Genomic DNA, 25,937 nt, shown 5'->3' on the forward strand with positions numbered 1-25,937 from the left:
CCGGGATCGCTCCCGGCCATTTGCGTTCGTAATGCTTCGTCTCAGCGCGGCGGCGCGGTGCCGGGCGGGGGCGGCGGCAGCGAGGCCTGGCCGCCATTGAGCAGCGGTGTGATGCGGCGGATGGTGACGCGCCGGTTGATCAGGCTCGGCCCTTGCGTCTGCTCCTTCAGATACTGCTCGCCGTAGCCTTGCGACGTCAGGTTCTCCGCGGGCACACCGAACTGCTGCGTCAGCAATTCGGCCGCTGACTGTGCGCGGCGGTCCGACAGCGATAGATTGTCGACCTCGTTGCCAACCGCGTCAGTATGTCCCTCGATCAGGAACACCTCGCGCGGGTTGCGCTGAATCGCCTGGTTGAGGCCGTCGGCGATCACCTGCAACCGGGCCGCCTGGTCCGGCGGGATGGTCCACGATCCGGTCTCGAAGTTGATCGTGTTGACGTCGATGCTCGGCATCTGCATGCGAACATTGGGGCTGTAGCGGATCTCGTCGAGCGAGTAACGCCGATCGATCCGCTGCACCGGCGGTGCCTGCATGGTCGCGTAGATCACGTCCGGCGACGCCTCCTGGGCATCGACGATGTAGCGATCATAGGGAATGTTGACCACCGGCGGCGGCACGTCGACATAGAACCCGCCGATCGCGCGCGGATCCCGGTAGCTGTTGTCGATGATGACAATCTCGCGCCCGCCGGGGTCCCTGCGGATTCGGCGCAGCAGCGAACCGTCCGCACCGACCACGGTGATCACCTCGCTGCCGTCAGGGCGGACCACGACGGTGCGGGTTTCGCCGCCGACTGTGTCGGTGCGGATGTCGCGGGCGCCGTAGCGGAAGCGATAGAGATCGTTGCCGCGGACATAGGCCTGCCCGCCCGGATCGCGAATGATGATGCGATCCGGCTCGGTGTAGACGGTGCGGCCGCCTTCGACGACCTCGCGCCGCTGGTTGTGGAGGTCGGCGATGGTGGCGCCGATCGCGACGCCGGCCACCACGCCTGCGCCGATCGCGAGCGGCGTCAGGTCACGCTGCGGCGGACGCGGCGGAGGCGGCAACGGTGCTGCAACGGTGGGCGCGGCTCGGAAGGCCGGCGCGACCGTGGGCGGAGCGTATTGCGCCCGGTTCGGCGGCGGTGCTGCGGCCGCCGTGCCAGGGACGACAGTTGGCGCCGCGGCACCGGCGGGAGGCGCCGGCGGCCGGGCCGGGGCGCCGGCTTGCGGCGACGCGGGCGGAGTTCCGGCAGCGGGCGCACCCGCAGGCGGCGTACCCCCCTGAGGGCCAGGCGTCGGTGTTGCGCCCGGGGCCGGTGTTGCGCCGGGAGCAGGCGTCGGTGCTGCACCGGGACGTCCGGGCAGCGGCGTCGGGGTGCCGGGACTTGGTGCCGGTGTCGCCGTTGGAGCGGGCGTTGCACCGGGAGCTGGCGATCCTGCAGCCGGTGGCGCGCCCGGGCGTCCGGGCAGCGGTGCACCGGGGCGTCCAGCCGGCGGCGCGCCGGGCGTGCTCCCGGGAGCCGGCGTCGCGGTCGGCGCAGGCGTCGGGGCTGGTGTCGCAGTCGGTGCAGGCGTGGCGGTCGGGGCAGGCGCGCCAGGTCGTGCCGTCGGCGCTGCGGGCGAAGGCGAAGGCGAAGGCGTCGGCGCCGGGCGGCCTTGAGGCGCTGCTGCGGGCGGGGCCGGCGGCGTCGGAGCCGGGCGTGCGCCAGAAGGCGCCGGAGGCGGCGTATGCGGCTGCGCGGCAGGAGGCGGCGTCGGTGTCGGTGTCGGGCGAGCCGCAGGTGGCGGTGGCGTCGGCGCATGCTGCTGCGGAGCTGCGGCGGGAGGAGGTGCTGGCGGCGTGGGAGCCGGACGTGCTGCAGGCGGTGCCGAAGGGGACGGTGTCGGCGCATGCTGCTGCGGCGCCGCAGCCGGCGGCGAAGGCTGCTTCGGTGCGGCAGGCGGCGGAGGTGGCGGCGGCGCCGGACGGGCCGCAGGCGGAGGCGGGGGCGGCGCTGCCGGGCGCGGCGGTGCGGCGGCCGGCGGAGGCGCGGCGGGCGGATGCGGCGGTGCAGCCGCGGGCGGCGGTGCGGCCGGGCGCGCGGGCGCCGCAGGTGGCGCGGCCGCTGGCGGGCCCTTCGGAGGCTGCTTCGGTTTTCCGTCAGGGCCAGTCTCTTGTGGCTGGGCCTGCGCGACGACGAGCGGCGGCGCACTTTGCGCATGCGATGCGGAGCTTGCGAATTGCATCGCGGTCAGGGCCGTCGTTGCAAGCAGCACGAGACGAAGGTTGGTCATGGTGGTGAGCTTCCCCGGAAGGTTCTTTGACGAAGTGTTGGGATGAACAGCTACGCGTTAGGCCGGAATGTGGCGGGCCAAGCAGTCGGGGCCCGATTTATTTCTGCACGCAAATAACTTCATTATGACGACGTTCATTGCGCATTCAGACGCATGTTGCAATCGCCCCGCATGTGATCGCTCGCCTCATGTGTGATCCCGCGGCGAACGCGCGTCCGTCGCGGGATTGGGCGTGAGCGGTCCGTTCGGCCCGCGTCGTGGAATCTCTTCGGGAACATGGCCGGGCAATTCATCCGGCCGCGGTGTTTCGCCGGGCTCGCGCATCGGCGGCGTGATGTCGGGTTGCGGATTGCCCGGCGGAATTCCAGGAGGCGGCTCGGTTGGAGTCCCCGGTGTTGTCGGTGGAATCTCTGGCGGCTCGATTGGCATCGGCACCTTCGTGATCAATGGCCCAGAGGACGATAACGATGATGCCGTGCCGATGTTCCCTGTTCGCCGGTGTGCAGCGCGGCTTATTCCGGTGCGTGGCAGACCGCCTCGATGTTGTGCCCGTCGGGATCGAGCACGAAGGCGCCGTAATAGTTCGCATGATAATGCGGGCGGATGCCGGGCGGCCCGTTGTCGCGTCCGCCCGCCGCTATCGCCGCTTTGTAGAACGCGTCCACCGTGGCGCGGTCCTTGGCTGCGATCGCGATGTGGACCGGCTTGTTCATCGCGCCTTCGCCGCCGAACCAGAAATCCGGCTTGCCGTCGGCGCCGAACCCTGCGGCTGCGGCGTGCCCGGTCTGCTCGGCCGTCACTTCCATGATCAGGCTGTAACCGAGCCGGGCCAGCGCCTTGGCGTAGAACGCCTTGGCGCGCTCATAGTCGGAGACCGAGAATCCCATGTGATCCAGCATCGCAACCTCCGTTGTTCGTCCCTGTCAGCGCGACAGGAACGTATTGCTGCGCGTCTTGCGCGCGATGGAAAAGCCGCGCGCCACCATGTCGGCAATGCAATCCTGCTGCCATTCGTTTTGAGACAAGTGTTCGATTACCACGGCGCGAGGCCACAGCGATGGCGGCGCGTCGCGGAAGAAGCGGATCAGCACGCGGTCCTCGAAGCCTTCGACGTCGATCTTGAGCGAATCGATCTGCGTGACGCCAGCCTCGTCGAGGATACGGGTCAGGCGCAGCGAGGGGACCCTGATCGCATCAGCGCTCGCCGTGCCGGTGACGACGTGCGTGGCACCGAGATTACCGCCGCCGCTCTCGATCATCAGCTCGCCGTTGCTGTCACCGGCAGCGGCCTGCACCAGGCGCACCTGTGTCGCGTTCGATGCGGCGTGATTGAACGCGAGCCGCGCAAACGTCGTCGGATGCGGCTCGATCGCCACAACCTTGCCTGTGGTGCCGACCTGCCGCGCCATCACCAGCGCAAACGTGCCGACATTGGCGCCGACGTCGACGAATGTGCCGCCCGCCGGGGTGTGCTCACGCAGGAAATCGAGCTCGTCGAGATTGTAGTCGGGATTGAACAGCGCACCGCGCTCGGTCGCGCTGCCCTGGTGATAGAAGCGGAACGAAGCGCCCTGATATTGCACGTCGACCGGGCCGCCGCGCAGCAGGTTGACCAGCCGCGACATCCAGGGCCGGAATGCGCCGCGCTTCAGCCCGGACTGTTGGGCCAGGCGAATGAGAGCGGCCTGCGCCGCATTCGGCGCAAAGGCGCCGAACGGCGCGGACGAAGGGGCGTTGTCGGTCGTCAAGCAGGCGGTCCTCATTGCAGGCGGCGCATGCATAGCCGGTTTTGCGAGGGACTCCAACGCTCGATGCGGACGATTACGGCCGGGACGGCGAAGCGAAAGTCACGCCGCCTTCTTCGGCGGGGCCATGCGCTGGCGCAGGAAGCGGCCGAGCAGCCTGCGCTTGCCCTTGCGCGGGATCAGCTCGACGTCGCTGACGAGCCTGGCGCCGCCCTTGCGGCGCTCCAGCACAATCTTGCGGCTGTGGAAAGCCTCCAGCTCGGCGCGATGTGCGACGCTGACGATGGTCGCCTTCGGCAGCTCGTCGGTGACCATCTTCATCATCTTGTCCTGGCTCTTCTCGTCGAGCGCGGATGTGGCCTCGTCGAGCACGATGATGTCGGGGCTGTGCAGCAGCAGCCGCGCAAAGGCGAGGCGCTGCTTCTCGCCGCCTGATAGCGTCTGGTCCCACGGCGCCTCCTCCTCGATCTTCTCCTTGAGGTGATCGAGGCCGACCTTGCGCAGGGCCTTGCCGATCTCCTCGATCGTCCAATCCTCGGCGGCGCCGGGATAGGCTACCGCGCGGCGCAGCGATCCCGCGGGTACGTAGGGCCGCTGCGGCAGCATGAACAGCCGACGGTCGGGATGGAAATTGACGCTGCCGCCGCCCCACGGCCATAACCCTGCGATAGCGCGCACCAGCGTGCTCTTGCCGGTGCCGGATTCGCCGGCGACCAGAAGCCGCTCGCCCGGCTCTATCACCACCTCCGTCTCGCCGACCACGGCGGTGCCGTCGTCCAGCGTGACAGAAAGGTCTTTCAACTCCAGCATGGCGTCATTGCTGGTCTCGCCGCGCTTGATGCGGCCAAGCCCATCGCCTTGCTCGGCACGTTCGAGACCGTCGAGCGACATCATCAGTGAGGCGATGCGCCGCGCGCAGGCGTTCCAGTCGGCGAGTCGCGGATAATTGTCGACCAGCCAGCCGAACGCGCTCTGCACGATTGTGAAGGCGGAGGCCGCCTGCATGACTTGTCCCAGCGTCATGCTGCCGTCGAGGAATTTTGGCGCACAGAGCAGGAGAGGGACCACGGGCGCGACGAGGCTGGAGCCCTGCGAGACAAGCGTCGTCCGCATGTGCTGTCCGGCCAGGCGCGCCCATTGCCGAAGTACGCTGGTGAAATTGCGGTCGATGCCGTCGCGCTCCTCCTCTTCGCCGCCGAGCAGCGCGATGCTCTCGCCATGTTCGCGCACGCGCGTCAGCGTGTAGCGGAAATCGGCTTCGGCTTGGTTCTTGTCCTCGGAGATCTGCACGAAGCGGCGGCCGATCACCAAAATCGAGCTGGAGGCGATCGCGGCGTAGAGGATCGCGGCGATCACCAGGAAGCCGGGAATGGTGAGGCTTGAGCCGCCGAGCCTGACGGTGAGTGCGCCGCCGATGGTCCAGAGCACGACGATGAAGGTCACGGCCGACAGCAGCGCGGACGTGACGCCGGCGAGGAAATCGACCGGCGAGTCGGTCGCAATGCGCAGATCCTCGGCGATGCGGTATTCGGGATTCTTGTGGTCGCCGCCGACGAGGTTAAGCTGATAATAGCGGCCGTTGGCGAGCCAGCGCGTCAGCACGCTGCTCGTGAGCCAGGCTCGCCAGCGCCGCTGGATGCTCATCCGCGCGAACACCTGGGCGACGCCGAGCACGATGCTGCCGATTGCGAGCGGGAAGAACAGCGCCGTGAGATCGAAGACGCTCGTCGCATCGCGCTTCTCGATGGCGTCGAAGATCGCGCGATTCCAGACGTTGATGCCGTATTGGAAGCCGACGGTCAGGACGATCAGCATGCCGAGGCCGATCGAGAACGGCCAGGCCATGCGGTCGCCGTTGCGGCCCCAGAAGCCGCGCGCGCTGATCCAGAAACGCGTCAGCAGATAGTCCTTGCGGGCCTGCTCGGCTTCTTCGGGCGACAGTTCGGGGTCCGGTTCGAGCAGCTCGGGCGGCGGCGGCGCCACGTCATCGCCGTTCTCGCCTTTGACCTCGACAATGGGCGGATTCTTGCCCTGTTCGCGCTTCGCGGCCGGCTTGTGCATGGGCGGACAACGCAAAGGAAATCAAACGGTTCCCTTGGGTTCCGAGCACCGATTCATTCGGCAGCGCCGTCCCGGACGCGCCGCAGCCGGGCGGTCCGGTGGAGCACGCCCGACAATTCTTCGATCGAATAGGGCTTCTGCACGAGATCGAACTCGGCGGCGCCATCCTGGGATAGAGCCTGGCTGTAGCCCGTGGTCAGCACGACCGGCACGCCGATGCCGCGGTCGCGGACCGCCTGCGCCAGGTCGAGCCCGGTCATCCCCGGCATCACCACGTCGGAGAACACGACGTCGAATCGATCGGCGTCCACGACGAGCTCGGCAAGCGCGTCGGTCGCATTGTCGACCAGCGTGATGCTGTAACCGAGCTCGGTCAGCCCGTCGGCGGCAAAATTGGCGAGCTCGATGTTGTCTTCGACCACCAGCACCGACATGCCGCTGCCGGCCACCGCGGGCGCTGTGCTCGGCGCCTGCCGCTGCGGCCGCAGCTCCAGCGGCACGCGCGGCAGATAGAGCGAGAAGGTGCTGCCTTGTCCCACCTCGCTCGCGACCGTCACCTCGCCGCCGGATTGCCGGGCGAAACCGAACACCTGGGACAGGCCGAGACCGGTGCCGTGGCCGACCTGCTTGGTGGTGAAGAACGGCTCGAAGATGCGCCCGAGCCGCGCCGCAGGAATGCCGATCCCGGTGTCACGGACGGTGACGCTTATGTAGCCATGAGCGCCGGGGGCCAGCGTGTCCGGAATGGTCGTCGCGGCCTCGACCTCGAAGGTGATCCTGCCCTTGCCCTGCATGGCATCGCGCGCATTGGTCGCCATGTTGATCAGCGCCGTCTCGAACTGGCCGGCATCGGCGTTGACGAGGCAGGGTTCGGCCGGCAACCGCGTGACGATCTCGATGGCGGGCCCGAGCAGCGTTGCCAGCATGTCATGCAGCGACTGCATCCGCTGTCCGACATCGAACACTTCCGGCTTCAGGGTCTGGCGCCGCGCGAAGGCGAGGAGCTGGGACGTCAGCTTGGCGGCGCGCGCAACTGCGTCCGCGATGGCCGTGATGTAGCGCTGCCGCCGCTCTTCGGTCAGTTGCGGGCGATTCAGCAGGTCGACCGAGGCGCGGATCACCGTCAGCAGATTGTTGAAGTCGTGCGCGACGCCGCCGGTGAGCTGCCCGAGCGCCTCCAGGCGCTGACTGTGCTTGAGCGCGTCCTCGGCTTCTCGCCGCGCTGCGGCCTCGGCCTGGAGATGCTGGGTGCGGCGGAACGCGAAGGCGAGCAGCAGGAACAGCAGCGCGGTCGCGGGAATGCCGAACACCAGATGCTGGCCCATGGTGGCGAACCAGCGGGCCCGGATGGCCGAGCTTTCGAGCCCGGCGCTGACATAGATCGGATATTCGGCGATGCGCCGGTAGCCGATGCGGCGCTCAATCCCGTCCAACGGCCAGGCGATGGTCATGAGGCCGTGCTCGGGGCTTGTTGCGATCTTTTGGCCCACCGGGCCGCCCGGATCGAGCCGCAGGTCGTGGTCGAGCCGCGGGAAATGCGCGAGCAGTGCGCCGTCCGTGCGCCCCATCGCGAAGAAGCTGCCGGGATCTGAGCCGATCCTGGAATAAAAGCTCTCGAAATATTCCGGCAGGACCGAGGCCTGGATCACGCCGATGAAGCGGCCGTCGTCGGCATCGCGGCGCCGGCTCACGCCGAAGAAGCGGGCGCCCTGATAGGGCGGGCGTGGCGTCAGCGCCGTGCCGATGAAGGTGCCGATGCTCTGGTCGACGTGGGCATAGAAGTAATCGCGGTCCGCAAAGCTCAGCTCCGGCGGCGGCGAGACGAGGCTGTTGACCAGCGCTTTTCCGTCCGCATCGAAGATCCAGGCCGATTTGAGCTGCGGCAGCGAATCGGTCAGCCGCTTCAGGCGACGGTGCAAAGCCGGTTCGCGCGCGCGGATGGTTTCGTCGGGAAGGCTGCGCACGACCTCGTTGAGCTCGGCAAGGCTGCGGTCGATGGTTTCGAACACCTTGAGCGCATGCTCATGCGCGACGTCGAGGGTGCGCTCGATCTCGCGGTCGGCGATATCATTCGTCGATGTGTAGGAGATCGTGGCGGCGATGGCGAACAACGCAATCGGCAGCGCCAGGGATGCCGCCATCATCCACTGCAACAGTTTCAGCGAATTGCGTTGCGCCCTCTGCACAGTCGCTCCGTCCCTGGCCGGAGCTTAACTGAATCACGCGCAGGGAAGGAAGCAGCTTCTGCTGGAACCTTTGGTTGTGGGTTCAAAATTTGCGCGCGCAGCGGGCCGGAGAAAATTCTCCTCGAATTGAGTGCGATCGCAGCATGCCCGGGCCAGCCCGGCCGGGGCGGGCCCATCAATTTCGACTCAGATCTGGCGCTCGACCATCTTGAGCTTGAGCTCGGCGATGGCTTCCGCGGGGTTCAGGCCCTTCGGGCAGGCCTTGGCGCAGTTCATGATGGTGTGGCAGCGATAGAGGCGGAACGGGTCCTCGAGATTGTCGAGCCGCTCGCCGGTCGCTTCATCGCGCGAATCGGACACCCAGCGGTTGGCCTGAAGCAGCGCGGCGGGGCCGAGATAGCGCTCGCTGTTCCACCAATAGCTCGGGCAGGAGGTCGAGCAGCAGGCACACAGGATGCATTCATAGAGGCCGTCAAGCTTCTCGCGGTCCTCGTGGCTCTGGCGCCATTCCTTCTGCGGCGTCGGCGAGGTCGTCTTCAGCCACGGCTCGACCGAGGCGTATTGCGCGTAGAAATTGGTCAGGTCGGGGACGAGGTCCTTGACGACCGGCTGATGCGGCAGCGGGTTGATCTTCACCGCGCCGTCCTTGACGTCGTGCATCGAGCGGGTGCAGGCCAGCGTGTTCTGGCCGTCGATGTTCATGGCGCAGGAGCCGCAGACGCCTTCGCGGCAGGAGCGGCGGAAGGTCAGCGACGGATCGATGTGGTTCTTGATCCAGATCAGGCCGTCCAGCACCATCGGACCGCAATCATTGGTATCGACGTAATAGGTGTCGACGCTCGGATTCTTGCCGTCGTCCGGATTCCAGCGATAGACCCTGAACTCGCGGAGCTCGGTGGCGCCCGCCGGCTTCGGCCAGGTCTTGCCGCCAGTGATCTTGGAGTTCTTCGGAAGTGCGAATTCAACCATTGCTCTAACCTTTTGTCATTCCGGGATGATCCGAAGGACCAGACCCGGAATCTCGAGATTCCGGGCTCGATGCTGCGCATCGCCCCGGAATGACGGCTATTGTTCGATCAATACACGCGCGCCTTCGGCGGGATGTACTGCACGTCGTTGGTCATGGTGTAGTTGTGAACCGGGCGGTACTCGATCTTGACCTTGCCGGATTCGTCCAGCCAGGCCAGCGTGTGCTTCATCCAGTTCTTGTCGTCGCGTTCGGAGAAATCCTCGCGCGCATGAGCGCCGCGGCTCTCGGTGCGGTTGGCGGCCGAGTTCATCGTCACCACCGCCTGCGAGATCAGATTGTCGAATTCGAGCGTCTCGACGAGGTCCGAATTCCACACCAGCGAGCGGTCGGACACGGCAATGTCGGTGATGCCGCTGTGGACCTTCTGGATCAGGTTCTGGCCTTCGCTCAAAACCTCGCCGGTGCGGAACACCGCGCAATTGTTCTGCATCACGTGCTGCATGCCCTCACGCAACTTCGCCGTCGGCGTACCGCCGGAGGCGTAGCGGTAATGGTCGAGCCGGCCGAGCGCGAGGTCAGCCGAGTTCGCCGGCAGCTCGGGCTGCTTGGCGTTGGGCGTGAGCTTCTCGGCGAGGCGGAGCGCCGCGGCGCGGCCGAACACGACGAGATCGATCAGCGAGTTGGAGCCGAGGCGGTTGGCGCCGTGCACGGACACGCAGGCGGCTTCACCGATCGCCATCAGGCCCGGGATGATGGCGTTGTCGTCGCCATCCTTCTTAGTCAGCACCTCGCCGTGATAATTCGTGGGGATGCCGCCCATGTTGTAGTGCACGGTCGGCACGATCGGGATCGGCTCGCGCGTCACGTCGACATTGGCGAAGATCTTCGCGGATTCGGAGATGCCCGGCAGCCGTTCGGCCAGCACCGCGGGATCGAGATGGTCGAGGTGCAGGAAGATGTGATCCTTCTTCTTGCCGACGCCGCGCCCTTCGCGGATCTCGATGGTCATCGCGCGCGAGACGACGTCACGCGAGGCGAGATCCTTGGCCGACGGCGCATAGCGCTCCATGAAGCGCTCGCCCTCGGAGTTGACGAGATAGCCGCCTTCGCCGCGCGCGCCCTCGGTGACGAGACAGCCCGATCCGTAGATGCCGGTCGGGTGAAACTGGACGAACTCCATGTCCTGCATCGGCAGGCCGGCGCGCAGCACCATGCCGCCGCCATCGCCGGTGCAGGTATGCGCCGAGGTGCAGGAGGCATAGGCGCGGCCGTAGCCGCCGGTGGCCAGGATCGTGGTTTGGGCGCGGAAGCGGTGCAGCGTGCCGTCGTCGAGCTTGAGCGCGATGACGCCGCGGCAGGTGCCCTGGTCGTCCATGATCAGGTCGATGGCGAAGAACTCGATGAAGAACTCGGCTGCGTGGCGCAGCGACTGGCCGTACATCGTGTGGAGCATGGCGTGGCCGGTGCGGTCGGCGGCGGCGCAGGTGCGCTGCGCCTGGGCCTTGCCGAACTCGGTCGTCATGCCGCCGAACGGCCGCTGGTAGATCTTGCCGTCCTCGGTGCGTGAGAACGGCACGCCCCAATGCTCGAGCTCGTAGACCGCGTCGGGCGCGTTACGAACCATGTATTCGATCGCGTCCTGGTCACCGAGCCAATCCGACCCCTTGACGGTGTCGTACATGTGCCAGCGCCAGTCGTCCTTGTGCATGTTGCCGAGCGAGGCGGAGATGCCGCCCTGCGCTGCGACCGTGTGCGAGCGGGTCGGAAACACTTTTGTGATGCAGGCGGTGCGCAGGCCGGCTTCGCTGCAGCCGACCACGGCGCGCAGGCCCGCGCCGCCGGCGCCGACCACGACGACGTCATAGGTGTGGTCTTCGATCGGATAGGCTTTGCCGTTGGTGGCGGGAGCGCCCTTGCCCGAGCCATTCGTTGTGGTGGCCATGGGTTACACTCCGGATGACAGTTTCAGGATCGCGTAGGTCGAGGCGAGCGCCACGGCGACCGAGAAGAAGTTGTTGAGCATGATGGCAGTGAGCTTCAGCTTCTCGTTATGGACGTAGTCCTCGATCACCACCTGCATGCCGATCTTCATGTGCCAGGCGCTGGCGATGATGAAGAGGAGCAGGATCACGGCGACAGGAATGGAACTGAGAATCTGCGCAGCGCCGACCTGGTTGCGGCCGAGCAGCATCATGATGATCACCAGCACCGGGATCATCAGCAGCGTCATCGCGACGCCGGTGATGCGCTGGCGCCAGAAATCGGACGTGCCCGAATGCGCGGCGCCGAGATTGCGGACGCGGCCAAGCGGGGTGCGCATCGAGGGACGCTGCGGCGAGCCGTGGGATTCGTCAAAACTCATCGGCCGCCTCCAATCGCATAGGCGATGATCCAGATCAGCACCGTCAGAGCGATGCCGCCGATCAGGGCGCCCCAGGTCAGCGCTTCCCGCTCATTGGCCTTGAAGCCGTAGCCGAGGTCCCACACGAAATGCCGGATGCCGCTGAGCATATGATGCATCAGCGCCCAAGTGTAGCCGAACACGATCAGCCGGCCGATGATGCTGCCGGCGAAGGCCTGGACATGGCCGTAGGCGGCCGGACCGGAGGCTGCGGCAACCAGCCACCAGACCAGCAGCAGGGTTCCGACATAAAGGGCGATACCGGTGGCGCGATGGACGATGGACAGCGCCATCGTCAGTGTCCAGCGGTAGACTTGCATGTGTGGCGAGAGCGGTCGTTCGATCCGTGCGGTCATGGGCTTTGATGTTGTATTGCGGCCCAACAGAAGGGCGCGTGGGGATCGGAAAGGTCGGCTCTATTTACGGAGTCGACTTCACCTGCGCAATCACCAAATGGCCATAAATCGAACGCGAGTTCAGCTCTAGAGCCTTGATGAAACAAGGCCAATCAGAGGCTTGGTATACCAGAGCGTAGGCCTACCAGCGAAATATCGAATCTTGGTTCATCCTTTTCTGGCGTCGGCGCGGTCCATTGAAATCACTATTGGAACGCCTCTAAGCGATGGTGGTTCGAATGTCGCTCAAGCCAGCAGTTCATGACGCCGGAAGCACCTCGGGCGAACCACAAGGGCATGTCTAATTCTGCCGTGCGCACCGACTTTCCGTGCGATGGCGGATATGCACGTCCTGCATCCCACCCAAGGGGGCAGGCGCGGCGTGTCGACCAGGCAAATCAGATCTTCTACAGCTGGGCCTGCAGCCGAATCCGAGCAGATGTTTCGGGGGCGATGCCGGAGCAGGTCAGGGGTGATTCCAGGTCTTGATATCAAGGAGATCATCGAGCTCGCGCTGTTGCTGATTGCAACCGGCGCACTCTCGGGATTCCTGGCCGGCGTGTTCGGCATCGGCGGCGGCGCGATCCTCGTGCCGGTGCTCTACGAATGCTTTCGCATCGTCGGCGTGCCGCTGGAGGTGCGGATGCCGCTCTGCATAGGCACCTCGCTCGCGATCATCATCCCGACCTCGCTTCGCTCGTTCCAGGCGCATTACCGGCGCGGCGCGGTCGACATGGCGATCCTGCGTCTCTGGTGGCTGCCGATCGTCATTGGCGTCGTCGCCGGCAGCGTGGTGGCGCGCTACGCGCCGGAGCGGCTGTTCAAGATCGTGTTCGTCTGTGTCGCCTACGCCGCTGCGGCGAGGCTTGTCTTCGCGCGCGAGAGCTGGAAGCTCGGAGGTGACATGCCCGAGGGGCTCTTGATGCGCGCCTACGGCTTCTGCGTCGGCATCCTCTCGACGCTGATGGGCATCGGCGGCGGCCTGTTCTCCAACCTGCTGATGACGTTCTACGGCCGTCCGATCCATCAGGCGGTCGCGACCTCATCGGCGCTCGCCGTGCTGATCTCGATCCCCGGCGCGCTCGGCTACGTCTATGCCGGCTGGCCGGCCGCGACGACCTATCCGGCCATCGTAGCGCTGCAAGTTCCGTTCGCGCTCGGCTACGTCTCGCTGATCGGCGCCGCGCTGGTGATGCCGATGAGCCTCGTCACCGCGCCGCTCGGTGTAAGAGCCGCCCATGCGATGTCGAAGCGAACGCTGGAGGTCGCGTTCGGCTGCTATCTGTTCATCGTGGGCAGCCGGTTTGTGCTGAGCCTGTTAGGCGGGCAGTAGCCGCCACACACTCCTTGCGTGCGAAGCGAACAATCAAGACTCTTTCAACAACAGCAGTCTGGATTGGTCGCAAGGCGGGGTTGAGAGCGTACGCTACACCAAGTGAACGGGACTGAGCCCCGATCTGGCCTAATCGGCGGTCTAGTCCTTCAATCGTACTTCGCTGTGGCGCCACATTCGCAGATCGCCGATGCCTTCGATGCGATCGGAGTCGGAAAGCGCCTTCAATCGCGCAGCAACCATTTCGTCGTCGATCGACAATCCAAGTTCCTTGCAGCGATTCACCACAAGCCAGACCATCATGGCGGTCTTCCGCCAAGTCCGCTCCATGACCGAAAAAATGATCTCGTCGAAACGCTGCTCGGTCACTGACGGCGGAAGCTGGACGTCATTCCATGTGAGCTCGCTGGTGACCGTCGGCTCCTCTAAATCGGCCGCTGGCGGCTCCAGCTCCGGATGCTGCTCGTAAATCGGCAGGAGCAGCTTGTCCTCCAGGGCGCCGACGATAGCGACAAGCCAGTCCCCGAGCTCGATCCGCTCGGTCTTGCCAAGTGCTGCAATCGCCATTCGAGCCCGGTCGAGGGCTTCGCAAGCATCAAGCAGATGATCGTTGATCCGGACGGCCTGCTCTCGGTTCATGCGTTCCCCATCCCGGAGCGATTGAGCCCCTATTTCTTCGAGTAAATATCCTTATACGTCTCGCGCAAAATGTTCTTTTGCACCTTGCCCATGGTGTTGCGCGGCAGCTCGTCGACGACGAAAACGCGCTTGGGCATCTTGAATTTGGCGAGTCGTCCTTCCAGGCCCTTCAGCACGGTCGCCTCATCGATGCTCGCGCCGGGCTGGCGCACCAGCACCGCGGTGACGCCCTCGCCGAAGTCGGCGTGCGGCACGCCGATCACGGCGGATTCGACCACGCCGGGCATGGCGTCGATCTCGCTCTCGATTTCCTTCGGATAGACGTTGAAGCCACCGGAGATGACGAGGTCCTTGCCGCGGCCGAGGATGTGGACGTAGCCCTTGGCGTCGATCTTACCGAGATCGCCGGTGATGAAGAACCCGTCGGGCCGGAATTCCGCCTTGGTCTTCTCCGGCATACGCCAATAGCCCTTGAAGACGTTTGGGCCCTTCACCTCGATCATGCCGACTTCGTCGCGCGGAAGCTCTTTGCCTGTCTCGGGATCGGTCACGCGCAACGAGACGCCCGGCAGCGGGAAGCCGACCGCGCCGGGCACGCGCTCGCCGTCATAGGGGTTCGACGTGTTCATGTTGGTCTCGGTCATGCCGTAGCGCTCGAGCACCGCGTGGCCGGTGCGGGCCGACCATTCGCGATGGGTCTCGGCCAGCAGCGGTGCGGAGCCCGAGATGAACAGCCGCATGTGCTTGGTCGTCTCTCGCGACAGCGCGGGGTTCTGCAGAAGCCGTGTGTAGAAGGTCGGAACGCCCATGAGCACCGTGGCGCGCGCCATCAGCTTGATGATCAGATCCGGATCGAGCTTCGGCAAAAAGATCATCGACGCGCGCGCGAACAGCGTCACGTTGGTCGCAACGAACAGGCCGTGGGTGTGGTAGATCGGCAGCGCGTGGATCAAGACGTCCTTGTCGGTGAAGCGCCAGTAATCGACGAGGCTGAGCGAGTTCGACGCTAGATTGTCGTGGGTGAGCATCGCGCCCTTGGAGCGGCCCGTGGTGCCTGACGTGTAGAGGATCGCGGCGAGGTCGCCGTTTTCGCGCGGCACCGTCGTGAACTCGCTGCTCGCCTTGGCGGCGGCGTCCGTCAGCGAGCCCCTGCCGTCAGGGCCGAGCGTCTCGACCCCGGCCTTCACCTTGGCAGCAATCGGGGCGAGGCCCTCGGCCTTGGAGGGATCGCAGACCACCAGCGACGGTTCGGCATCGCCAATGAAGTAGTCGAGCTCGTTCAGCGTATAGGCAGTGTTCAGCGGCAGATAGACCGCGCCGGCCCGCACCGTGGCAAGATACAGCACGATATTGGCGACCGATTTCTCCACCTGCACCGCGACGCGATCGCCGGGCTTCACGCCGCGTGCGACCAGCACATTCGCCATCTGCCCCGCGCGCGCGATCAGATCGCCATAGCTGATATGGGCGCCGTCATGCGTCTCGATCGCGAGGCGTTTGGGATCGGAAAGACCGTCGAACAGGCGGGAAAACAGGTTGGCGTTGGCAGCTTGGTTCATGCAACATTCCTCGCCGGCAAAGGCCGGTCAAAACCGAGGGCTGGATTAGCAAAAACCGCCCCGCAGAAGCAACGGAGACAGTTGGCATGACAAGAAACGGAAAACGCGTGGCCTGGGTCACCGGCGGCGGCAGCGGCATCGGGGAGGCCGGCGCCGAGGCGCTCGCGGCCGATGGCTGGACGGTGGTGGTCTCGGGCCGGCGTCAGCCAGCCCTGGATGCCGTGGTCGCGAAGATCACGGGAGCAGGCGGGACGGCCGAGGCCATTGTGTTGGACGTGTCCAACGCCACTGAAGCGCAGAAGGCGGCCGATCGGATCGTCGCCAGACATGGCCGGATCGATCTGCTGGTGAACAATGCCGGCATCAATGTCCCCAAGCGCAGCTGGAAGGATATGGAACTGGAAGGCTGGGACAGACTGGTTCAGGTCAATCTCAACGGGGTGCTCTATTGCATGCGCGCGGTGCTGCCGACGATGCGCAAGCAGCAGGACGGCGCGATCATCAACGTCTCGTCCTGGGCCGGCCGTCACGTCTCGAAGATGCCGGGCCCGGCCTATACCACGACCAAGCATGCGGTGCTGGCGCTGACCCATTCCTTCAACATGGACGAATGCGTCAACGGCCTGCGCGCCTGCTGCCTGATGCCGGGCGAGGTGGCGACGCCAATCCTGAAACTGCGCCCGGTGGTGCCGAGCGAGGAGGAGCAGGCCAGGATGCTGCAATCCGAAGATCTCGGCCGCACCATCGCCTTCATCGCAAGCATGCCGGCCAGAGTCTGCATCAACGAAGTGTTGATCAGCCCCACGCATAATCGCGGCTTCATCCAGACGCCGAACAATAGGGATTAGCCCCGGTCGTAGCCGCGAGTTCGTCATTGCGAGCGAAGCGAAGCAAATCCAGAAATATCCGCGCAGATAGCCCGGATTGCTTTGTCGCTTCGCTCCTCGCAATGACGGCGGAGCCACCACACGAACATCCCCCCGCATAGTTTCACGCATCACAAAGAATTTTTCTGCGAAACCGCATCGCAAACCCTCCCGTAGTTCGGTCCAACGACGCGCTGCTGCTCCAGATCGAACTGTCGCAGCCGCCGTTGTTGTCAGCTCAACGCCGGCCATCGCCGGTCTCAATTCAATCGGGAGATTCTTCATGTCGAAGCGCATTGCCTGTCTCGCTGCCGCCGCCTTCAGTGCCCTGGCCATCACCGCGACCGTCGTCGCGCCTGTCAGCGCCGAGGAAAGGACCGTCATGGTCGGCGGCGCCGCGATGTTCCCGTCCAAGAACATCGTCCAGAACGCGGTCAACTCCAAGGATCACACCACGCTGGTCGCGGCGGTCAAGGCGGCGGGCCTGGTGCCGACGCTGGAAAGCAAAGGCCCGTTCACGGTGTTCGCGCCGACCAACGCCGCCTTCGGCAAGCTGCCAGCCGGCACCGTCGACAATCTGGTCAAGCCCGAGAACAAGGCGACGCTGACCAAGATCCTCACCTATCACGTCGTGCCCGGCAAGCTCGTGGCCGCCGACCTCACCGACGGCAAAAAGATGAAGACCGCCGAGGGCGAGGAACTGACAGTGAAGAAGATGGACGGCAAGACCTGGATCGTCGATGCCAAAGGCGGCACCTCGATGGTCACGATCTCCAACGTCAACCAGTCGAATGGCGTCATCCATGTGGTTGACACCGTGCTGATGCCGGCGACGTAACACCGCGCGGTCCTGTTTCATCCCCCCAACAGGAGGCCTTGAGGCCGCGAGCCGGGGGTACCCGGCTCGCTTTATTGTGACCGTGATAGCCCCCGGTATCGATTCGATGCCGGAAGGGCGTAACGAAAGCGGACGCTTCGGCGTATAATTGCTGACACACGACCTTCAGGACGGAACCATCATGGCGAGCCTCACAGTCACCGACGAGCAGGTCAGGGCCACTCCGGCCAAAGTGATCCAGCCGGCCTGGGTGCGGATCATGCACTGGATCAATGCGCTTGCCATGATCCTGATGATCCTGTCGGGCTGGCAGATCTACAACGCCTCGCCGCTGTTCGGCTTCAGCTTTCCGCGCGAGTACACACTCGGCGGCTGGCTTGGCGGCGGCCTGCTCTGGCATTTTGCGGCGATGTGGCTGTTGATGATCAACGGCCTCGCTTATCTCATCACCGGTTTCGCCACCGGCCGCTTCCGCAAGAAGCTGCTGCCGATCACGGCGTCCGGCGTGCTGCACGACGTCAGGGCGGCGCTGACCTTCAAGCTCGGCCATGACGATCTCACCGTCTACAATTACGTGCAGCGCCTGCTCTATGCCGGCATCATCGTGGTCGGCGTGCTGATCGTGCTCTCGGGCCTCGCGATCTGGAAGCCGGTGCAGCTCTATTATTTGGTGATGCTGTTCGGCGATTATCCAACCGCGCGCTATGTGCACTTCTTCTGCATGGCCGCGATCTGCGCGTTCCTGGTCATTCACGTTGCTCTCGCGCTGCTGGTGCCGAAGAGCCTGCGCGCGATGATCATTGGTCGTTGAGAGGGAGGAGATCATGGCCAAGCGCTCATTCCTGATCCCCGGCGTCGACAAGCGATTGCTGATCAAAGACTCCATCAAGGCGATGCCGGATGTCACCCGCCGCCGCTTCATCGCGGGCGGCGCCAGCTTAGGGGCGCTGACGCTGCTCACCGGCTGCGACATCGTCGATTCCTCCTCGGCCGAGGAGATGCTGAAGCAGGTCTCGAAATTTAACGACGCGGTGCAGGCCTTCATCTTCAATCCCGATGCGCTGGCGCCGACGTTTCCCGAGAGCGCGATCACCAAGCCGTTCCCGTTCAACGCCTATTACGATCTCGACGACGCGCCCGACGTCGACGGCAAAGACTGGAAGCTCGAGGTGCGCGGCCTCGTCGACAACAAGAAGTCCTGGACACTGGATGAGCTCTACAAGCTGCCGCAGGTCACGCAAATCACCCGCCACATCTGCGTCGAGGGCTGGAGCGCGATCGGAAGCTGGACCGGCACGCCGCTGCGCGATTTCCTCAAGCTGATCGGCGCCGACACGCGTGCGAAATATGTCTGGTTCCAGTGCGCCGACAAGGACGGCTACAATTCTCCCCTCGACATGCGCAGCGCGCTGCATCCGCAGACCCAGATGACGTTCAAATACGCGAACGAGATTCTGCCGCGCGCCTACGGTTTCCCGATGAAGATTCGCGTGCCGACCAAGCTCGGCTTCAAGAACCCGAAATACGTGGTCTCGATGGAGGTCACCAACGACTACAAGGGTGGTTATTGGGAAGACCAGGGGTATAATTCGTTTAGTGGGAGCTGAGAGGCGAATGGCGAATCGGGAGTAGCGAATAGGGAAGCAGTGAAGCCAACCCGCTCTCAATTCGCTATTCACCATTCGCCGCCTTCGGCCCCACCTTGCGCTGGCACAGCGCCGCCACCGCCCCCAGCGCCAGCAGCGCCGCCGATACGTTCAACGCGTAACTCAAGCTCCCCAGCGCATCCGTGATCGCGCCGACCACGATTGGCCCGAGCGTCTGGCCGACGCCGAACGAGATCGTCATCGCCGCGATCGCGGTCGGCCACACCTCTGGCGGATAGTTGAAGCGCACGAAGGCGGTGGTCGAGCCGACCACGGCGAAGAACGCGACGCCGAACACCACCGCGGAGACCGCAAGCCACGCCGGCGAATGTCCGAGCATCGGCAAGGCGGCTCCTAACGCGTTGGTGCCGAGAATGATAGCGGTGGCAAGCCCGCCGCGATCGAGCGCCAGCACGCCGCGCCAAACCCATGGCGTGACGAAGGCGCTCAGCCCGATCAGGCTCCAGAATCCGGCCTGTGCCGCGGCCCCGCCGCCGCCGTCGCGCACATAGGCGATCATGAAGGTCATGTAGGCGATGTAGCCGGCGCCGAACAGGAAGTAGCCGGCGAGATAGATCAGCACCGGCAGAATCGCAAACGACGCGTGGCTGCCTTCCGAGAAGCGCGCACCGCTTTCGATGCGGATCAGGAACAGCGGAATCGTCATTGCGACAGACAGCAGGGTTAGCGCCCACCAGACGATCCACCACGAGCCCGGCCCGAAATATTGCAGCGTGAACGGGGCGATCAGCCCCGAGGCGAGAATGCCGATGCCCGGGCCGGCGTAGAACAGGCTCAGCAGGAAATTGGCGCGCTCCGGGCGGGACTGGGCGATGGTCGCAGCCAGCGCGCCGCCGGCGACGAAGCCGGCCGCCGCGCCCAAGCCCAGCACGAGGCGCGCGAGGCTCAGCGCAACGAAATTGCCTGATAGCGCGCAGGTGGCGAGCGCGGCGACGCAGGCCAGGGTTCCCAGGCGGATCGCCGCCGACCAGCCGACCCGCTGGATCAGCCGGGACGCCATCAGCGCGCCAACGAGATAGCCGACGGCGTTGATGGTGTTCATGAATCCGGCCGCCGAGTAGGGCCAGCCGAGGGTCTCCCGCATATCCGGCAGCACCAGTGCATAGGCAAAGCGGCCGATCCCGAGCCCGACCGTCGCTGCCAGCGACAAGGTCAGGATCAGCCGCGCGGGATGCGCGTTCGGCGGGGCGCGGTCAGGGGCGTGCAAGGGGTACTCCGGCCGAGCGAGTGTGGCAGGCTCCATCCGCTTTGCACAGCCGGCTCCCCGGCAATGGTGTCTTGCCAAGCGCGCAACGCCGCTCTAGCACTCCGGCCGAAATTCATGCCCTTCGTCATGTCCGGGCTTTGACCCCGGCATCCATCTTTCAAGAAGGCTGGATTGCCGGGTCAAGCCCGGCAATGACGAGGAAAAACTGAGGACACGACCATGGCGACCCATAAACTGCTGCTGCTCCCCGGCGACGGTATCGGCCCCGAGGTGATAGGCGAGGTGAAGCGGCTGATCGATTGGCTCAATTCGGCCGGGATCGCCAAGTTCGAGACCGATACGGGCCTTGTCGGCGGCGCGGCCTATGACGCGCACAAGGTGTCGATTTCGGAAGGCGACATGGCCAAGGCCAAGGACGCCGACGCCGTGATCTTCGGCGCGGTCGGCGGCCCGAAATGGGATGCCGTGCCCTACGAGGTGCGCCCGGAGGCCGGCCTGCTTCGCCTGCGCAAGGATCTCGCTCTGTTCGCGAATCTCCGTCCCGCCGTGTGCTACCCGGCGCTGGCCGATGCATCCAGCCTGAAGCGCGAAGCGGTCGAGGGCCTCGACATCGTCATCGTGCGCGAGCTCACCGGCGGGGTCTATTTCGGCGAGCCCAAGACCATCACCGATCTCGGCAACGGCCAGAAGCGCGCCGTCGATACCCAGGTCTACGACACCTATGAGATCGAGCGCATCGCCCGCGTCGCCTTCGAGCTTGCCAAGAAGCGCAAGAACAAGGTGACGTCGATGGAGAAGCGCAACGTCATGAAGTCGGGCGTGCTCTGGAACGAGGTCGTCACACAGGTTCACAAGCGCGAATACCCCGACGTCACGCTCGAGCATCAGCTCGCCGATTCCGGCGGCATGATGCTGGTGAAATGGCCGAAGCAGTTCGACGTCATCGTCACCGATAATCTGTTTGGCGACATGCTGTCCGACATCGCGGCGATGCTGACGGGTTCGCTCGGCATGCTGCCCTCGGCCTCGCTCGGCGAGGTCGACGTCAAGAGCAAGAAGCGCAAGGCGCTGTACGAGCCGGTGCACGGCTCCGCCCCCGATATCGCCGGCAAGGGCCTCGCCAATCCGATCGCGATGATCTCGTCCTTCGGCATGGCGCTGCGCTACTCCTTCGACATGGGCGATCTCGCCGACAAGGTCGATGCCGCGATCGCCGCCGTGCTGGCCAGCGGGCTGCGCACCGCCGACATCAAGTCGGAAGGCACCAAAGCCGCCTCGACCACGCAGATGGGCGAAGCGATTTTGAAGGAATTGCAGAAGCTGCACGCGTAGATGCCGTCATTCCGGGATGGTCCGAAGGACCAGACCCGGAATCTCGAGATTCTCAGGTGCGCAATTGCGCACCGGAGTTCGGCTCTTCGAGCCGCCCCGGAATGACGGCCCAAACCAAAATGGCCGGGCGTGAGCCCGGCCATTTTGATTCGGAAAGACCTGTCGCTTCAGTACAGCGGGAAATTCTGCGGGTAACCGCCGACATCCTGCGGCGGCGAGAGCGGCTGGCGGTCGATCGGACGGTTGAGGTTCTCGCGGGCGAAGGACGGATAGCCCACCGCCGGCGGGAAGGCGTAGTCGCTGAACTTGCGGTCGCCCGGATTGACCTCGGTGCCGCCGTCGAGCCAGGAGCGCTTGCTCACATAGATGCGGGTGCGGCCCTGCTGGTAGACCGCGTTGGGGCCGCTCGGTCCGTAATAGTGTCGGCCGCGCTCGTCATAGCGCTTGGTCTTGGTGTCGGCCGAAGCTGGCGAAGCCAAACCGATGGCAGAGGACATGGCAATGACGGCGCCCGCCGCAAGCAAGGTCGCCAATTTGTTCGCCGCAGAGAAATTCAAGCTCATCACGTCCCCTTCAGGCGGCAGGCCGCCAGTCGATTTCACCCCATACTAGCGCGGCCGGGGCAGACGCAACTAGGTCAATTGGGTCACACCAGCCCGGAATAATCGCGCGTGCCGGCAAAAGTTGCATCAATACCAGCCACTTGAGCTTGATGCGGTCCGGAGCGTGATCCGGAGAAGCGTGCAGCGGCTTTCCGAAAAGATCACGCTCAAACAACAACCTAAAGCGTCCCGCGCAATTGCGCGTTGGCGGCGCCCAGCAGCCAGTCCGGTGATCCCAGGGAATCGCAGGGGCGGCGCTTCAACTCGGCGCGGGCGAACAATTCGGCCAGCCTGGGCTCGTTGCCGGAGGTCAGCAGCGTCAGCCGATTCAGCGTGCAGGCAATCGCCGCGAGCCGGGCGGGCAGGGTGTTGCCCTGGCAGGAGAAGCCGGAAATCTGCAGCGCCGGGTCCTCGCTGCGCTTGAGATAGCCGAGGCAAGCGCGCGTCCCCTCCGCCGCGCCGACCGGCCGGAACAGGGCGACGGGACCGAATTTCGTGTCGATCAGGCCGGCCTGCTCCAGCGTGCTCGTCGTGCTCAATCCCATTTCCACGGCCAGATCGGCAGTCGCAGGACCAGCCACGTCGAACTCGCCGCCTTCCCGGTAGATGTCGAGCCCGGCCACGGGCTGGCCGGCCTCGTTTGTCCAGCGCAGCACGTCCCTGCGGCCGCCTTCGGGATGCCGAAGGATGGTGTAAGAGGCTGTTTTCTCTGATGAATCGATCCGGCTGATGGCGAAGGCCGGGTGCGAGCGGTCGGCCACGCTCCAGCCCGGTCTGTCCGCCGGCTCATTGCCCTGCAAGTCGGGCAGCTGGCCGAGCGCCGCGAGGGCGAGGATGGCAAACAGGGCGAGCGCCCCCACATAGGCGATCAGGCGCGCCAGCGTGCCGACGACCTCGTCGGCGAAGGCTGCAAGCGCCAAGTGGATCTGGGTGGGGCTAACGGCCGTGCTGGCCTCAGGCGACTGCATCCACGGCCTTCAGGCATGGTCCAACGTTGTCTTGAGGCCGGTTCTCGCATAGAAGCGCTGCTCTTCCTGTTTAAGCGTCAGCTTCAGGAACGGGCTTTTTCATCGGAGAGTGAACGATGGGTTACAAAGTCGCAGTCGTCGGCGCGACCGGCAATGTCGGACGGGAAATGCTCAACATCTTGGATGAGCGCAAATTCCCCGCCGACGAGGTCGTCGCCCTGGCGTCGCGCCGCAGCGTCGGCGTCGAGGTCTCCTATGGCGACCGTACCCTGAAGGTCAAAGCGCTCGAGCATTACGACTTCTCCGACGTCGACATCTGCCTGATGTCGGCGGGCGGCTCGGTGTCGAAGGAATGGTCGCCGCAGATCGGGGCCGCCGGCGCGGTCGTGATCGACAATTCCTCGGCCTGGCGCATGGATCCGGACGTGCCGCTGATCGTGCCGGAAGTGAATGCGGCTGCGACCGAAGGCTTCAAGAAGAAGAACATCATCGCCAACCCGAACTGCTCGACCGCGCAGCTCGTCGTCGCGCTCAAGCCGCTGCACGACAAGGCGACCATCAAGCGCGTCGTGGTCTCGACCTATCAATCCGTGTCGGGTGCCGGCAAGGACGCGATGGACGAATTGTTCTCGCAGACCAAGGCCGTCTACACCAATGACGAGCTGGTCGCGAAGAAATTCCCCAAGCGCATCGCATTCAACGTCATCCCCCACATCGACGTCTTCATGGAGGACGGTTACACCAAGGAAGAGTGGAAGATGATGGCGGAGACCAAGAAGATTCTTGATCCCAAGATCAAGCTCTCCGCGACCTGCGTGCGCGTGCCGGTCTTCGTCGGCCACTCCGAGGCCGTCAACATCGAGTTCGAGAACCCGATCAGTGCGGACGAAGCCCGCGAGATCCTGCGCAAGGCGCCGGGCTGCCTCGTCATCGACAAGCAGGAGCCCGGCGGCTACGCCACACCTTACGAAGCGGCCGGCGAGGACGCCACCTATATCAGCCGCATCCGCGAGGACGCGACGGTGGAGAACGGCCTCGTGCTGTGGTGCGTGTCCGACAATTTGCGCAAGGGCGCCGCGCTGAACGCGATCCAGATCGCGGAAGTCCTGATCAACCGCAAGCTGATCAGCGCGAAGAAGAAGGCGGCGTGAGAATTGTAGGGCGGGTTAGCCTTGCGGATGCGCGAAGCGCAATCCGCTGGGCGTAACCCACCTCTTTGGTCTCCACGGCGACAGAAGTGGTGGGTTACGCCTTCGGCTAACCCACCCTACGGAGCTACGCCACCTCGCGCGCGCTCCTGAATTCCTTCGCGGCCTTGTCCAGCACGAACAGCGTGCCCTCGGCCACGCCGAAATAGGCGCCGTGGGTCTGCATCTGGCCGCTCTCCACCGCCTTGCGCACGAACGGGAAGGTCATCAGGTTTTCCAGGCTGCGGAACACCGCGGCCTTCTCGATGCGCTCGACGAACTGCGCCATGGTCTCGTGCTCGCGCTGCTCGACCACCTCGCCCGGCTTGATGAACATCTGCATCCATTTGCCGATGAAGTCGCCCGGCGTGAGCGGCTCGCTCTTGTCGATGAAGGCGCGGATGCCGCCGCATTGGGCGTGGCCGAGGACCACGATGTGCTTCACCTTCAGCACCGTCACGGCAAATTCCAGCGCCGCCGAGACGCCGTGTGCGTTCTCGTCAGGCTGGTAGGTCGGCACCAGGTTGGCGATGTTGCGGACGACGAAGAGTTCGCCCGGCCCGGCATCGAAGATCACCTCGGGGGAGACCCGCGAGTCGCAGCAGCCGATCACCATCGTCTCGGGCGACTGTCCTTTGACAGAGAGTTCGCGGTAGCGGTTCTGCTCGGTTGGCAGCCGCTGGGTGGCGAAGGCCTTGTAGCCTTCCAGCAAATGCTTCGGGAATGTCATCATGACTATGCCTAATCATAGACCGCAGGGGCGAACAAGCCTTTCGAATGGGCAGGGCAGATGCTATCGGCTTCGGTCAGAGGACTGACGAGGAAGGAACGCTCGCATGACCCGCCCGCGCCGCAGCCATCTGTTCATGCCCGGTTCCAACCCCCGCGCGCTGGAAAAGGCGCGCAATCTTCCCGCCGACGGCCTCATCCTCGACCTCGAGGATTCCGTCGCCCCCGAGGCCAAGGCGGTGGCGCGCGACGGCATCGCCGCCGCAATCGCCGCCAAGGGTTTTGGCAAACGCGAGGTCCTGATCCGGACCAATGGCCTCGACACGCCCTGGTGGGCCGACGACGTCGCGATGGCCGCCAAGGCCTCGCCTGACGGCATCCTGGTTCCAAAAGTTTCAAGCATCGAAGATCTCAATACGGTCGGCCGGAAGCTGGCCGAGCTTGGCGCTGCGTCGACCGTGAAGGTCTGGGCCATGATCGAGACCGCGCGCGCCGTGCTCCATGCCGAGGAGCTGGCCGCCGCCGGCCGCGATCCGTCGAGCCGCCTCGCAGGCTTCGTGTTCGGCCCGAACGACATTTCGCGCGAGACCCGCATCAGGATGCTGCCGGGCCGTGCCGCGATGATCCCGATGATCACCCATTGCATCCTGGCGACGCGCGCCCACGGCCTCGAAATCCTCGACGGCCCCTATAGCGACATTGCCAATGCCGATGGCTTTGCCACCGAATGCGCGCAAGGCCGCGATCTCGGCTTCGACGGCAAGACGCTGATCCATCCCTCGCAGATCGATGCCTGCAACGCGATCTTCACCCCGCCCGAGGAGGAAGTCGCGCGGGCGCGAAAAATCATCGCGGCGTTCGAATTGCCGGAGAACGCCGCGCGCGGCGCGATCCGGCTCGACGGCGCCATGGTGGAGCGCCTGCACGCCGACATGGCAAGGCGCACGATCGAGATCGCAGACGCAATCGCGGCGATGGGGAAGGGCTGAGA

24 protein-coding genes are annotated in these 25,937 nt (G+C 65.1%); 8 read left to right on the top strand and 16 right to left on the bottom strand.

What is annotated here, in order from left to right; genetic code table 11:
• Window positions 1–41: 41 nt before the first annotated feature.
• From IVA98_RS32500 to sdhC, 10 genes are all read right to left on the bottom strand, one after another.
• Window positions 42–2,261 carry an OmpA family protein gene (locus IVA98_RS32500; RefSeq protein ID WP_247332318.1) on the bottom strand — a complete coding sequence of 740 codons (2,220 nt, stop codon included), beginning with the start codon at window positions 2,259–2,261 and terminating at the stop codon, window positions 42–44.
• A gap of 186 nt (window positions 2,262–2,447) precedes the next feature.
• Entirely contained in the window at window positions 2,448–2,690 is a 243-nt protein-coding gene (locus IVA98_RS32505) for a hypothetical protein (protein ID WP_247299885.1), read from the bottom strand.
• An 83-nt stretch (window positions 2,691–2,773) separates the two neighbouring features.
• Window positions 2,774–3,160, bottom strand: a complete 387-nt coding sequence (locus IVA98_RS32510; RefSeq protein WP_247356422.1) for a VOC family protein — start codon at window positions 3,158–3,160, stop codon at window positions 2,774–2,776.
• Window positions 3,161–3,184: 24 nt separating this feature from the next.
• Window positions 3,185–4,009, bottom strand: a complete 825-nt coding sequence (locus tag IVA98_RS32515; RefSeq protein WP_247299888.1) for an FkbM family methyltransferase — start codon at window positions 4,007–4,009, stop codon at window positions 3,185–3,187.
• Window positions 4,010–4,108: 99 nt separating this feature from the next.
• Window positions 4,109–6,067 carry an ABC transporter ATP-binding protein/permease gene (locus IVA98_RS32520; RefSeq protein ID WP_247356424.1) on the bottom strand — a complete coding sequence of 653 codons (1,959 nt, stop codon included), beginning with the start codon at window positions 6,065–6,067 and terminating at the stop codon, window positions 4,109–4,111.
• A 53-nt stretch (window positions 6,068–6,120) separates the two neighbouring features.
• Window positions 6,121–8,253 carry an ATP-binding protein gene (locus IVA98_RS32525; protein WP_247356426.1) on the bottom strand — a complete coding sequence of 711 codons (2,133 nt, stop codon included), beginning with the start codon at window positions 8,251–8,253 and terminating at the stop codon, window positions 6,121–6,123.
• Window positions 8,254–8,439: 186 nt separating this feature from the next.
• Window positions 8,440–9,222 (bottom strand): succinate dehydrogenase iron-sulfur subunit, encoded by a 783-nt coding sequence (gene sdhB / locus IVA98_RS32530; RefSeq protein ID WP_247276138.1) that lies wholly within the window; start codon window positions 9,220–9,222, stop codon window positions 8,440–8,442.
• A gap of 107 nt (window positions 9,223–9,329) precedes the next feature.
• Window positions 9,330–11,165: a succinate dehydrogenase flavoprotein subunit gene (gene sdhA, locus IVA98_RS32535; protein ID WP_247299894.1), complete on the bottom strand. Its 1,836-nt coding sequence runs from the start codon at window positions 11,163–11,165 to the stop codon at window positions 9,330–9,332.
• 3 nt (window positions 11,166–11,168) lie between these two features.
• Window positions 11,169–11,585 carry a succinate dehydrogenase, hydrophobic membrane anchor protein gene (gene sdhD / locus IVA98_RS32540; RefSeq protein WP_247276140.1) on the bottom strand — a complete coding sequence of 139 codons (417 nt, stop codon included), beginning with the start codon at window positions 11,583–11,585 and terminating at the stop codon, window positions 11,169–11,171.
• Window positions 11,582–11,980, bottom strand: coding sequence for a succinate dehydrogenase, cytochrome b556 subunit (gene sdhC, locus IVA98_RS32545; RefSeq protein ID WP_247299897.1), 399 nt, complete (start codon window positions 11,978–11,980; stop codon window positions 11,582–11,584). The genes sdhD and sdhC overlap by 4 nt, the downstream gene beginning before the upstream one ends.
• A gap of 511 nt (window positions 11,981–12,491) precedes the next feature.
• Between sdhC and IVA98_RS32550 the strand changes: the two genes are divergently transcribed.
• Window positions 12,492–13,352: a sulfite exporter TauE/SafE family protein gene (locus IVA98_RS32550; protein ID WP_247299898.1), complete on the top strand. Its 861-nt coding sequence runs from the start codon at window positions 12,492–12,494 to the stop codon at window positions 13,350–13,352.
• Between the two features lie 141 nt (window positions 13,353–13,493).
• Here the strand turns inward: IVA98_RS32550 and IVA98_RS32555 are convergent, their stop codons facing one another.
• Together IVA98_RS32555 and IVA98_RS32560 are read right to left on the bottom strand one after the other, a co-directional pair.
• Complete coding sequence (locus tag IVA98_RS32555; RefSeq protein WP_247299901.1) at window positions 13,494–13,991, bottom strand: DUF3658 domain-containing protein; 498 nt, start codon at window positions 13,989–13,991, stop codon at window positions 13,494–13,496.
• Window positions 13,992–14,020: 29 nt separating this feature from the next.
• On the bottom strand, window positions 14,021–15,550 hold the full coding sequence (locus IVA98_RS32560; protein WP_247299904.1) for a malonate--CoA ligase: 1,530 nt from the start codon (window positions 15,548–15,550) through the stop codon (window positions 14,021–14,023).
• 86 nt (window positions 15,551–15,636) lie between these two features.
• Between IVA98_RS32560 and IVA98_RS32565 the strand changes: the two genes are divergently transcribed.
• From IVA98_RS32565 to IVA98_RS32580, 4 genes are all read left to right on the top strand, one after another.
• Window positions 15,637–16,398, top strand: coding sequence for an SDR family oxidoreductase (locus IVA98_RS32565; RefSeq protein ID WP_247299907.1), 762 nt, complete (start codon window positions 15,637–15,639; stop codon window positions 16,396–16,398).
• A 301-nt stretch (window positions 16,399–16,699) separates the two neighbouring features.
• Window positions 16,700–17,254, top strand: a complete 555-nt coding sequence (locus tag IVA98_RS32570) for a fasciclin domain-containing protein (RefSeq protein WP_247299910.1) — start codon at window positions 16,700–16,702, stop codon at window positions 17,252–17,254.
• A gap of 181 nt (window positions 17,255–17,435) precedes the next feature.
• Window positions 17,436–18,065 carry a cytochrome b/b6 domain-containing protein gene (locus IVA98_RS32575; protein ID WP_247299912.1) on the top strand — a complete coding sequence of 210 codons (630 nt, stop codon included), beginning with the start codon at window positions 17,436–17,438 and terminating at the stop codon, window positions 18,063–18,065.
• Between the two features lie 13 nt (window positions 18,066–18,078).
• Window positions 18,079–18,861 (top strand): molybdopterin-binding protein, encoded by a 783-nt coding sequence (locus IVA98_RS32580; protein ID WP_247299915.1) that lies wholly within the window; start codon window positions 18,079–18,081, stop codon window positions 18,859–18,861.
• 64 nt (window positions 18,862–18,925) lie between these two features.
• On the opposite strand, the gene IVA98_RS32585 is transcribed toward IVA98_RS32580, so the two are convergent.
• Window positions 18,926–20,128, bottom strand: coding sequence for a YbfB/YjiJ family MFS transporter (locus IVA98_RS32585; RefSeq protein ID WP_247299918.1), 1,203 nt, complete (start codon window positions 20,126–20,128; stop codon window positions 18,926–18,928).
• 219 nt (window positions 20,129–20,347) lie between these two features.
• Between IVA98_RS32585 and leuB the strand changes: the two genes are divergently transcribed.
• Window positions 20,348–21,460 carry a 3-isopropylmalate dehydrogenase gene (gene leuB, locus IVA98_RS32590; protein ID WP_247332322.1) on the top strand — a complete coding sequence of 371 codons (1,113 nt, stop codon included), beginning with the start codon at window positions 20,348–20,350 and terminating at the stop codon, window positions 21,458–21,460.
• A gap of 167 nt (window positions 21,461–21,627) precedes the next feature.
• Here leuB and IVA98_RS32595 read toward each other — a convergent pair whose 3' ends face one another.
• Window positions 21,628–22,023, bottom strand: coding sequence for a hypothetical protein (locus tag IVA98_RS32595; protein ID WP_247299922.1), 396 nt, complete (start codon window positions 22,021–22,023; stop codon window positions 21,628–21,630).
• Window positions 22,024–22,241: 218 nt separating this feature from the next.
• Window positions 22,242–23,030, bottom strand: coding sequence for a hypothetical protein (locus tag IVA98_RS32600; protein WP_247332325.1), 789 nt, complete (start codon window positions 23,028–23,030; stop codon window positions 22,242–22,244).
• 116 nt (window positions 23,031–23,146) lie between these two features.
• On the opposite strand from IVA98_RS32600, the gene IVA98_RS32605 reads away from it, so the two are divergent.
• The gene (locus IVA98_RS32605) at window positions 23,147–24,181 is read left to right on the top strand and encodes an aspartate-semialdehyde dehydrogenase (protein ID WP_124163779.1); all 1,035 of its coding nucleotides are present in this window, start codon (window positions 23,147–23,149) and stop codon (window positions 24,179–24,181) included.
• A gap of 124 nt (window positions 24,182–24,305) precedes the next feature.
• Here IVA98_RS32605 and IVA98_RS32610 read toward each other — a convergent pair whose 3' ends face one another.
• A complete protein-coding gene (locus IVA98_RS32610; RefSeq protein ID WP_247299935.1) occupies window positions 24,306–24,950 on the bottom strand; it encodes a carbonic anhydrase in 645 nt (214 codons plus the stop codon).
• Window positions 24,951–25,053: 103 nt separating this feature from the next.
• On the opposite strand from IVA98_RS32610, the gene IVA98_RS32615 reads away from it, so the two are divergent.
• On the top strand, window positions 25,054–25,935 hold the full coding sequence (locus IVA98_RS32615; RefSeq protein ID WP_247299937.1) for an HpcH/HpaI aldolase/citrate lyase family protein: 882 nt from the start codon (window positions 25,054–25,056) through the stop codon (window positions 25,933–25,935).
• The last annotated feature ends 2 nt before the right edge of the window (window positions 25,936–25,937 follow it).

The organism is Bradyrhizobium sp. 160 (assembly GCF_023073735.1).
Taxonomy (GTDB): Bacteria; Pseudomonadota; Alphaproteobacteria; order Rhizobiales; family Xanthobacteraceae; genus Bradyrhizobium.